At 70.5% G+C, this 9,861-nt stretch carries 8 protein-coding genes; 4 read left to right on the top strand and 4 right to left on the bottom strand.

Translation table 11 applies throughout. The annotated features are described in order from the left end of the window. Positions 1 to 126: 126 nt before the first annotated feature. Together ABT085_RS38500 and ABT085_RS38495 are read right to left on the bottom strand one after the other, a co-directional pair. Positions 127 to 792: an HAD family hydrolase gene (locus ABT085_RS38500; protein WP_351619201.1), complete on the bottom strand. Its 666-nt coding sequence runs from the start codon at positions 790 to 792 to the stop codon at positions 127 to 129. Between the two features lie 50 nt (positions 793 to 842). Continuing rightward, entirely contained in the window at positions 843 to 1,361 is a 519-nt protein-coding gene (locus tag ABT085_RS38495) for a DUF6912 family protein (protein WP_351619198.1), read from the bottom strand. Positions 1,362 to 1,723: 362 nt separating this feature from the next. Between ABT085_RS38495 and ABT085_RS38490 the strand changes: the two genes are divergently transcribed. The 3 genes from ABT085_RS38490 to ABT085_RS38480 all read left to right on the top strand — a co-directional run bounded on the left by ABT085_RS38490 (position 1,724) and on the right by ABT085_RS38480 (position 4,719). After that, positions 1,724 to 2,407 (top strand): Rv3235 family protein, encoded by a 684-nt coding sequence (locus ABT085_RS38490; RefSeq protein WP_351619196.1) that lies wholly within the window; start codon positions 1,724 to 1,726, stop codon positions 2,405 to 2,407. Positions 2,408 to 3,077: 670 nt separating this feature from the next. Next, entirely contained in the window at positions 3,078 to 3,770 is a 693-nt protein-coding gene (hpf, locus tag ABT085_RS38485; protein ID WP_351619194.1) for a ribosome hibernation-promoting factor, HPF/YfiA family, read from the top strand. A 205-nt stretch (positions 3,771 to 3,975) separates the two neighbouring features. Further along, on the top strand, positions 3,976 to 4,719 hold the full coding sequence (locus ABT085_RS38480) for a response regulator (RefSeq protein ID WP_351619191.1): 744 nt from the start codon (positions 3,976 to 3,978) through the stop codon (positions 4,717 to 4,719). Between the two features lie 45 nt (positions 4,720 to 4,764). On the opposite strand, the gene ABT085_RS38475 is transcribed toward ABT085_RS38480, so the two are convergent. Beyond that, a complete protein-coding gene (locus ABT085_RS38475) occupies positions 4,765 to 5,934 on the bottom strand; it encodes a winged helix-turn-helix domain-containing protein (RefSeq protein WP_351619188.1) in 1,170 nt (389 codons plus the stop codon). 252 nt (positions 5,935 to 6,186) lie between these two features. Continuing rightward, the gene (locus tag ABT085_RS38470; RefSeq protein WP_351619186.1) at positions 6,187 to 6,765 is read right to left on the bottom strand and encodes a GNAT family N-acetyltransferase; all 579 of its coding nucleotides are present in this window, start codon (positions 6,763 to 6,765) and stop codon (positions 6,187 to 6,189) included. A 255-nt stretch (positions 6,766 to 7,020) separates the two neighbouring features. Between ABT085_RS38470 and secA the strand changes: the two genes are divergently transcribed. After that, entirely contained in the window at positions 7,021 to 9,840 is a 2,820-nt protein-coding gene (gene secA, locus ABT085_RS38465) for a preprotein translocase subunit SecA (RefSeq protein WP_351619183.1), read from the top strand. Positions 9,841 to 9,861 lie beyond the last annotated feature (21 nt).

The raw sequence follows: 9,861 nt of genomic DNA, 5'->3' as shown, positions 1-9,861 counted from the left end.
GCATGTTCGCCACCGAGGCCGTCACCGGAGGGCTGCCCGTCCACATCGCCGCCCGTCCGGCGCACAGGGTCGCGGCGGCCCGCACCGGCCCGCTCCAGCCCGTGGCGGCTCGGGAGCGGCCACGGCTCAGGCCGCGATCCGCTGCGCCTCCTCGACCGCCTCCTCCAGCGTGTCCACGACCGGCACACCCACCTCCTCCAGGCTGGCCCGGCTGTGCGACCCCCCGGTGTACAGCACCGCCCGCGCCCCCGCGTGCAGCGCCGCCACCGCGTCGTCGGCCGCGTCCCCGATCACGACCGTGCGGGCGGGGTCCACCCCGGCGAGCGCGCCGAGGTGGCGCACCATGTGCATGGTCTTGCTGCCCCCGGACGGGCCGGTCCGCCCGTCGACGCGTACGAAGTGCGACTCGATGCCGAAGCCCCGCACCAGCGGGACGAGCTCGTCGTGCACGTACATGCTCAGGATCGACTGGCTGCGGCCCGCCGACCGCCACCCGGCGAGCAGTTCGACCGCCCCCGCCGTCAGCCCGCAGGCCGCCCGGTGCTCGGCGTAGTACCGGTGGAAGATCTCGTCCATGAGCTCCCACTCGGCGTCCGTCGGCAGCCGTCCTATCAGCCGCTCGTAGAACTTCGGCACCGGCACGCAGTACAGCGCCCGGTACCGCTCCAGCGTGATCGGTTCGAGCCCCAGCTCCAGGAACGCCGCGTTCGTCGCCCCGATGATCGCCTCGTTGTCGTGGAAGAGCGTGCCGTTCCAGTCCCAGACGATGTGTGCAGCCTTGTGCTTCCCCATGGGAAAAAACTACCCGCGACCACTGACATCCACGAGAACAGCCGAGGGTCTCAGCCCCCGAGCCCGACGACCAGGTTCTGGATCTCCTGCGTGGCGAACCACAGCAGTTCGTGGTCCTCGGCCCCGTCCACGACGAACTGCGCGTCGTCGTCCCCGCCGTCCGCCGCCGGCAGCGCCTGCGCCGCGGCTGCCACGTCCGCCTCCGCGTCCTGCGCGTCGACGTGCACCGAGGCCACCTTGGCCAGCGCCACGACTGCGGCGACCCGCACCTCGCCGAGCGCGGCCGGGTCGAGCCCCCGGTCGGGGTCGACGGACGCGATGCCGTCGGGCACGTCGACGGCGACCACGGTGCGCCGCCGGGCCGCCCCGGGGTCCGCGGCGAGCAGGCGCAGCGACGCCAGCGCGGCCCGGCTCAGCGCCGCGTACTCCAGCTCCTCGATGTCGTCGGAGAGGTACCACTCGCGCAGTCCCGGCGTGACGGCGTACGCGACGAGCGGCTCCGCCCCCAGCTCACCCGTCTTGTACGCCTCGGCGAGACCGGAGAGGGTCAGAGGGACGTAGACGCGCATGGGCTGGCCGCTTTCGTGGTCGGGGCTCGGGTGACCTGAGGGAGGCCGGACGGCGCGCCTCCCGGAGGGCCTTCAGGATACGTGCGGGAGTCCCCTTTCGGGTCCCTGCCGCCCCTCCTGGACACGTCCACCCGGCGCCCCGGAACTCACCCGGCGCTCCCCCGGAAATACGGGCCGTACGTCCCCCTCGGTCACCCTGATAGGTGAACCTTCCGCGCCCCTCGACCCGGGCGACGGCTTCCTTGCTCCTGCGGTCCACCACCCCGTACAAGATCCCCGACCGCAAGTTACCCGCCGGTATCACCCGGGTCGGACCCACCGGCCGGGCCGGGAGCCGCTGGACCCATGGAACGGGGACGCACATGAACAAGGTGATGACCAGGACCCGCCGCCACACCGGCAGCCGCCCTCCGGTCCGGCACGACACCCGCCGCCCCGGTACCGGCCCCGCCCGCACCGCGCCGGGCACCGGCCCGTCCCGCACCCCCGCGGCAACCGCCCCCGCCCCGGCGCCCGCGTCCGCGCCCGCACCGGCGTCCCGAGTCCTGCCCGGCACGTCCCCGGCACCGGTCGCCCCCGCGGTGCCCGCCGGGCCGCCCCACCGGCAGGTCCCGCAGCCCCGCCCCACCGATGTCTTCGCCGAGCGCCTCCTCGCGGTGCTGAGCGGGCTGCACCCCGTCCACCGCATGCTGCGGCACACCGCAGGCCGGGCCTACGACGAACTGGCCTGGCTCGCCGAGCACGCTCCCCTGCGCGGCACCCGGGGCAGCCGCCCCGTGGTCCGCGACATCGGCTACTACGTCCCGCGCCCGGGCGCCGTCGAGGCCTTCGCCCGTATCGGCGCCGGCGACCGGCTGCGGGCCATGGCCTTCCGGCTGGAACTGGGCGCCGACCGGCGCGGCGGATCGCCCTGGCGGCCGCGGGTGAACTGCGCCGCACGGGAACCGCGGCCCGGGTGCTCGCCGTGCTGCGGCAGAGGCGAGCCGTGGCCGACCAGGCGGGGCTCGACTCCCGGCAGCGGCTGGAGAACCTCGCGGGCGCGCTGACGGTGGTACCCGGCGCGGAGCGGTTGCTGGCGGAGGGACCGGTCGTGCTCGTCGACGACCTGATGACCACCGGCGCCTCGCTCGCCGAGGCGGCACGGGCCGTGCGGGCGCAGGCGGCGCGTGCGGGGTCGTACAGGTGGCCGGATACGGGCGAACGAGGGTTCATGGGGGCGGCCCCCGTGTATCCGCGAGCAGGTCGGGAAGGCAGAGAGGAACGAACGGACGGGACGGGCGAAGGGAGGCAGGAGCGGGGTCGGTCCGGGCGGTCAGGGGCGGACGGCAACGAGTGCCGAGGCCTGATCTGTGCAGCCGTGATCGCGGCGCCGTCGGATTCCTTCGAAATAAACCGGAACTGACCGTGGGCTTGCGTCGTTGCAGGTAATGAGCCGGTCAATTCACCTGAACGGAGGTACGTCGCGTTAGAGGGTGACGACATCCGTCCGGGCGAGATATGTTCGGTTGTGAGGGAAAGCCGCAGGCCACCCTCGCATATCCGAATGCCGTGCCGTGGTTTTGCGCTATCGGTGACGGCGTCGGGGGTGTAGATCTTGCCCATGGGGGAGGAGGAGGTGGAAGTCGCCGAGTCCGAGGTTCCGGAGTTCACCGGAGCCTGGTGCAAAAGGGAGATGCCCCGCCGTGGATGCGGGGCGATCCGGGAACGGAGTTCTGCGTGGACATCGTCGTCAAGGGCCGCAAGACCGAGGTGCCCGAGCGGTTCCGCAAGCACGTGGCCGAGAAGCTGAACCTGGACAAGATCCAGAAGCTCGATGGCAAGGTGATCAGCCTCGACGTCGAGGTGTCCAAGGAGCCCAACCCCCGACAGGCCGACCGCTGTGACCGAGTGGAGATCACGCTCCGCTCCCGCGGTCCGGTGATCCGGGCGGAGGCAGCGGCCAACGATCCGTACGCGGCACTCGACCTGGCAGCGGAGAAGCTGGACGCCCGGCTGCGCAAGCAGCACGACAAGAAGAACACGCGCCGTGGCGCCCGCAGGCTCACGGCGGCAGAGGTCGCCGACCACGTCCCGGGAGTGGCGACACTCAACGGCAACGGCCACCCCGTTTCGGCGGAGGACTCGGACAGCGTGCCCACGAAGCGGATCGGTTCACTCGAAGTGCAGGGCGACGGCCCCCTGGTGGTCCGCGAGAAGACACACGTCGCCGCTCCGATGACGCTCGACCAGGCGCTCTACGAGATGGAGCTGGTCGGACACGACTTCTATCTGTTCGTCGACTCCGAGACCAAGGAACCGAGTGTCGTCTACCGGAGGCACGCGTACGACTACGGTGTGATCCACCTCAGCACGGACACGATGGTCACCCAGGCGCACTCGCCCGGCGCGAGCGGCGCGCTCGGTGGCTGACCTTCACGGATGACAGATGAGACGGTGCCCCTGGAGCGCGCTCGCGCCCCCAGGGGCACCGATGTGCGGCCGCTGCGCGTACCGCTCTGTCACCGTGTTGAGGGCCGGGCATGAAAGCATGGGGGCCGCGGCTCAACCGGTGGGCCGTTGCCTTGGGTTGGCGATGGCTCAGGACCACGGGCCAAAGCCTTCAGGGGGAGGAACGATGGCGGACAGCTTCGGACCGATGCACGACGGAGATGCCGGAGGCGTCGTCGGCATGGGCCCGGACGCAGGCACTTCACGCAAGGAACCGATCAGAGTCCTTGTCGTGGACGACCATGCCCTGTTCCGCCGTGGCCTGGAGATCGTGCTCGCCGCCGAGGAGGACATCCAGGTCGTGGGCGAGGCGGGCGACGGCGCCGAAGCCGTCGTCAAGGCCGCCGACCTGCTGCCGGACATCATCCTGATGGATGTGCGGATGCCGAGGCGCGGGGGGATCGAGGCATGCACCTCCATCAAGGAGGTGGCACCCAGCGCCAAGATCATCATGCTCACGATCAGTGACGAGGAAGCCGACCTCTACGAGGCGATCAAGGCCGGTGCGACCGGCTATCTGCTCAAGGAGATCTCCACCGACGAGGTGGCCACCGCCATCCGCGCGGTGGCCGACGGGCAGTCACAGATCAGCCCCTCCATGGCCTCGAAGCTGCTCACCGAGTTCAAGTCGATGATCCAGCGCACCGACGAGCGCCGGCTGGTGCCCGCGCCCCGGCTGACGGACCGCGAGCTGGAGGTGCTCAAGCTCGTCGCCACCGGGATGAACAACCGGGACATCGCCAAGGAGCTGTTCATCTCCGAGAACACCGTGAAGAACCATGTGCGCAACATCCTGGAGAAGCTGCAGCTGCACTCCAGGATGGAAGCGGTGGTGTACGCGATGCGGGAGAAGATCCTCGAGATCCGGTGACCGCCGGAGGACTCTGAGGCCCGTCCGGCGGTCGCAGCCGCAGCCCTAGGCCAGGGCGCGGGCGAGTTCGGCGGTGAGCGGGGCGCGCAGTTCGGGGGCGTCCACGCGCTCCACGCGGACGTCCGTGCAGTCCACCCAGCCCGCCGCGGCCACCAGGGCCTCGGCCACCGCGGGAACGGCCTTCGGGCCGTCCAGGGTGACCTGCTTGGCGACCAGCGTGCGGCCCTCGCGGGCCGGATCCACCCGGCCGACGAGACGGCCGCCGGCGAGGACCGGCATCGCGAAGTAGCCGTGCACGCGCTTGGGCTTGGGGACGTAGGCCTCCAGGCGGTGGGTGAAGCCGAAGATCCGCTCCGTGCGCGCCCGCTCCCAGATCAGCGAGTCGAACGGGGACAGCAGCGTGGTGCGGTGGCGGCCGCGCGGAGCGGTCTCCAGCGCCGCCGGGTCGGCCCAGGCGGGCTTGCCCCAGCCCTCCACCGTGACCGGGACCAGACCCGAATCCGCGATCACCGCGTCGAACTGCTCCCCCTTGAGCCGGTGGTAGTCGGCGATGTCCGCGCGCGTACCCACGCCGAGGGACTGGCCGGCCAGGCGGACCAGGCGGCGCAGGCACTCGGCGTCGTCCAGCTCGTCGTGCAGCAGCGCGGCCGGGATCGCCCGCTCGGCCAGGTCGTACACCCGCTTCCAGCCGCGGCGCTCGACGCACACCACCTCGCCGTACATCAGCGCCCGCTCGACGGCGACCTTCGTGCCGGACCAGTCCCACCACTCGCTGGTCTTCTTCGCCCCGCCCAGCTCCGTCGCGGTGAGGGGGCCCTCGGCGCGCAGCTGCTCGACGACCTGGTCGTAGGCACCCTCGGGCAGCTCGTGGTTCCAGTGCGGGCGGCTGCGGTAGGCGCGGCGGCGGAAGGCGAAGTGCGGCCACTCCTCGATGGGCAGGATGCAGGCGGCGTGCGACCAGTACTCGAAGGCGTGCGTGTCCGTCCAGTAGGCGTCGTCCACCGTCCGGCGGCCCACGGCGCCCAGGCGTGCGTACGGGATGAGCTCGTGGGAGCGGGCGAGCACCGAGATGGTGTCGAGCTGGACCGCGCCGAGATGACGCAGGACACCGCGGACGCCGGCCCGGCGGTCGGGGGCGCCGAGGAAGCCCTGTGCGCGGAGCGCGATGCGGCGGGCGTCGTCCGCCGAGAGGGGGATGGGGCGCGGGGTCGTCATACATCCGCACGATAGAGGGTGGGACTGACAGCGGGAGACGGCAAGGGCGTCCCGACGAGGGCGTCCACCGGGCGCGCCGACACGCAGGCGCACGGTCGCGCAGGCGCGCGGGCAAGCAGGACCGCATGCACGCAGATGTGCGGGCACGCGTGCGTGCGGCCCGCGTGCGTGCGGCCCGCGGGTGCGCGGCCCGCTGGTGTGCAGCTGCGCGGGCCCGCCCCCGCGATGCCGGGCCGCTCCGGACGTCGGCCTCTAGGCGGGGCGCGTGGGGGCGGGCAGGTACGGCGCCGTCGACGGCAGTCCCAGGTCCGACGGCAGCAGCGAGCCCACCCAGCAGTCCCGTCGTACGCCCTTGTTGTTGATCGCGGAGCGCAGCGTGCCCTCGATGGTGAAACCGGTCTTCTCCGCCACCGCGCGCGAGGCGTGGTTGCCGACCTCGGCGCGCCACTCGACGCGGTCGACCGCGAGCCGGGTGAAGGCCCAGTGGGCGGCCGCGTGGGCGGCCTCGGTGGTGTAGCCGTTGCCGCGGTGCTCCTTCGTGGCCCAGAAACCGATCTCCGCCATGCCCAGGGAGCGCATGGTGAGCGCGAGCATGCCCACCAGGTCCCCCGCGGGGAGGAACACACCGAAGGTGAACATCGAGCTGTCGGCCCAGCCGTCCGGGACCAGCTGGTGCGTGAAGCCCCGGGCGTGCTCCGGAAGGTAGGGGGAGGGGATCGTGGTCCAGCGCTGGATGTCCGGGTCCTGGGCTGCGCCGTACACGGCGTCGGTGTCGTCCGGGCCGACGGCGCGCAGGACCAGACGGCCGGTGGTGAGCGTGACGGGTTCCATCGGCCGATTCTGCGCGCGTCCGGCCGATGGGCGCCATCTCTTTGCGCCGCGTGAGCCCGCGATCACATTTCGTGCAATTCGGCGGCCGGACACGGCACCATCCGAGTGCTCCGTACGTTGTGCCCATTGAAGACGGCCGTCGTGGTGGCGGCAGGCCTCCCGGGGTGGTGGGGTCCTCGCATACGATGGCCGTTGCTCAGTAAGTCAAATGGAAACCGACCGTCCCAGGCCCGACCGGCAAGGAGACCAACCCCCGTGTCCGTCCTCTCGAAGATCATGCGTGCAGGCGAAGGCAAGATCCTGCGCAAGCTGCACCGCATCGCGGACCAGGTCAACTCCATCGAAGAGGACTTCGTCGACCTCTCCGACGCCGAGCTGCGGGCCCTCACCGATGAGTACAAGCAGCGCTACATCGACGGTGAGAGCCTGGACGACCTGCTGCCCGAGGCCTTCGCCACCGTGCGCGAGGCCGCCAAGCGTGTCCTCGGCCAGCGGCACTACGACGTCCAGATGATGGGCGGTGCCGCCCTGCACCTCGGCTATGTCGCCGAGATGAAGACCGGCGAGGGCAAGACCCTGGTCGGCACGCTGCCGGCTTACCTGAACGCCCTCTCCGGAGACGGCGTCCACCTCATCACGGTCAACGACTATCTGGCCGAGCGCGACTCCGAGATGATGGGTCGCGTCCACAAGTTCCTGGGCCTGGAAGTCGGCTGCATCCTGGCCAACATGACGCCGGCCCAGCGTCGCGAGCAGTACGCGTGCGACATCACGTACGGCACGAACAACGAGTTCGGCTTCGACTACCTGCGCGACAACATGGCGTGGTCGCAGGACGAACTGGTCCAGCGCGGTCACAACTTCGCGATCGTCGACGAGGTCGACTCCATCCTGGTCGACGAGGCCCGTACGCCGCTGATCATCTCCGGCCCGGCCGACCAGGCCACCAAGTGGTACGGCGACTTCGCCAAGCTGGTCACGCGCCTGAAGAGGGGCGAGGCGGGCAACCCGCTGAAGGGCCTGGAGGAGACGGGCGACTACGACGTCGACGAGAAGAAGCGCACCGTCGCCATCCACGAGCCCGGTGTCTCCAAGGTCGAGGACTGGCTGGGCATCGACAACCTGTACGAGTCGGTGAACACCCCGCTCGTCGGTTACCTGAACAACGCCATCAAGGCCAAGGAACTCTTCAAGAAGGACAAGGACTACGTCGTCATCGACGGCGAAGTCATGATCGTCGACGAGCACACCGGCCGTATCCTCGCCGGCCGCCGCTACAACGAGGGCATGCACCAGGCGATCGAGGCGAAGGAAGGGGTGCCGATCAAGGACGAGAACCAGACGCTCGCCACGATCACCCTCCAGAACTTCTTCCGCCTCTACAACAAGCTCTCCGGCATGACCGGTACGGCGATGACCGAGGCCGCCGAGTTCCACCAGATCTACAAGCTCGGCGTGGTCCCGATCCCGACGAACAAGCCGATGGTCCGCAAGGACCAGTCCGACCTGATCTACCGCACCGAGGTCGCCAAGTTCGACGCGGTGGTCGACGACATCGCCGAGAAGCACGAGAAGGGCCAGCCGATCCTGGTCGGCACCACCTCGGTCGAGAAGTCCGAGTACCTCTCGCAGCAGCTCAGCAAGCGCGGCATCCAGCACGAGGTGCTCAACGCCAAGCAGCACGACCGTGAGGCGACGATCGTCGCCCAGGCCGGCCGCCGGGGCGCCGTGACGGTCGCCACCAACATGGCCGGCCGTGGTACCGACATCAAGCTCGGCGGCAACCCCGAGGACCTCGCCGAGGCGGAGCTGCGCCAGCGCGGCCTCGACCCCGAGGAGCACATCGAGGAGTGGGCCGCGGCCCTGCCCGCCGCCCTGGAGCGCGCCGAGCAGGCGGTCCGGGCCGAGAAGGAGGAGGTCGAGGAGCTCGGCGGCCTCTACGTCCTCGGCACCGAGCGGCACGAGTCGCGCCGTATCGACAACCAGCTGCGCGGTCGTTCCGGCCGACAGGGCGACCCGGGCGAGTCCCGGTTCTACCTCTCCCTCGGTGACGACCTGATGCGGCTGTTCAAGGCGCAGATGGTCGAGCGCGTGATGTCGATGGCGAACGTGCCCGACGACGTGCCGATCGAGAACAAGATGGTCACGCGCGCGATCGCGTCGGCCCAGTCGCAGGTCGAGCAGCAGAACTTCGAGACCCGCAAGAACGTCCTGAAGTACGACGAGGTCCTCAACCGCCAGCGCGAGGTCATCTACGGCGAGCGGCGCCGTGTCCTGGAGGGCGAGGACCTCCAGGAGCAGGTGCAGCACTTCATGAGCGACACCATCGACGCCTACATCGCCGCGGAGACCGCCGAGGGCTTCCCGGAGGACTGGGACCTCGACCGGCTGTGGGGCGCGTTCAAGCAGCTCTACCCGGTGAAGGTCACCGTCGAGGAGCTGGAGGACGCGGCCGGCGACCGTGCCGGTCTGACCGCGGAGTTCATCTCCGAGTCCATCAAGGACGACATCAACGAGCAGTACGAGGCGCGCGAGGCGCAGCTCGGCTCCGAGATCATGCGTGAGCTGGAGCGCCGGGTCGTGCTGTCGGTCCTCGACCGCAAGTGGCGTGAGCACCTCTACGAGATGGACTACCTCCAGGAGGGCATCGGCCTGCGCGCGATGGCGCAGAAGGACCCCCTGGTCGAGTACCAGCGCGAGGGCTTCGACATGTTCACCGCGATGATGGAGGGCATCAAGGAGGAGTCCGTCGGCTACCTGTTCAACCTGGAGGTCCAGGTCGAGCAGCAGGTCGAGGAGGTCCCGGTCGAGGACGTCCAGCCGTCGCTGACGAAGGAGCCCCAGGACGTGGTCCCGGCCCAGGCCGGCGCGCGTCCCGAGATCCGCGCCAAGGGCCTGGAGGCCCCGCAGCGCCGGGACCGGCTGCACTTCTCGGCGCCCACCGTGGACGGCGAGGGCGGCATCGTCGAGGGCGACTTCGCCGAGGACGACGAGCCGGTGCGCTCGGAGGCCGACGGCCTCACGCGCGCCGAGCGCCGCAAGCAGGGCCGTCGTATCGGCCGTCGCAAGAAGTGACGCATGCCCGCCCCGTGCGGG

This window comes from Streptomyces sp. NPDC002265 (genome assembly GCF_040296125.1).
GTDB lineage: Bacteria > Actinomycetota > Actinomycetes > Streptomycetales > Streptomycetaceae > Streptomyces.
Note: the sequence above shows the minus strand (reverse complement) of the source record. Positions and strands in the feature narration are given on the sequence as shown.

Excerpts from the sequence above, each read along its gene's own strand:
- ABT085_RS38500 (WP_351619201.1), bottom strand. The coding sequence starts at position 792 with ATGGGGAAGCACAAGGCTGCACACATCGTCTGGGACTGGAACGGCACG.
- ABT085_RS38495 (WP_351619198.1), bottom strand. The coding sequence starts at position 1,361 with ATGCGCGTCTACGTCCCTCTGACCCTCTCCGGTCTCGCCGAGGCGTAC.
- ABT085_RS38490 (WP_351619196.1), top strand. The coding sequence starts at position 1,724 with ATGAACAAGGTGATGACCAGGACCCGCCGCCACACCGGCAGCCGCCCT.
- ABT085_RS38480 (WP_351619191.1), top strand. The coding sequence starts at position 3,976 with ATGGCGGACAGCTTCGGACCGATGCACGACGGAGATGCCGGAGGCGTC.
- ABT085_RS38475 (WP_351619188.1), bottom strand. The coding sequence starts at position 5,934 with ATGACGACCCCGCGCCCCATCCCCCTCTCGGCGGACGACGCCCGCCGC.
- ABT085_RS38470 (WP_351619186.1), bottom strand. The coding sequence starts at position 6,765 with ATGGAACCCGTCACGCTCACCACCGGCCGTCTGGTCCTGCGCGCCGTC.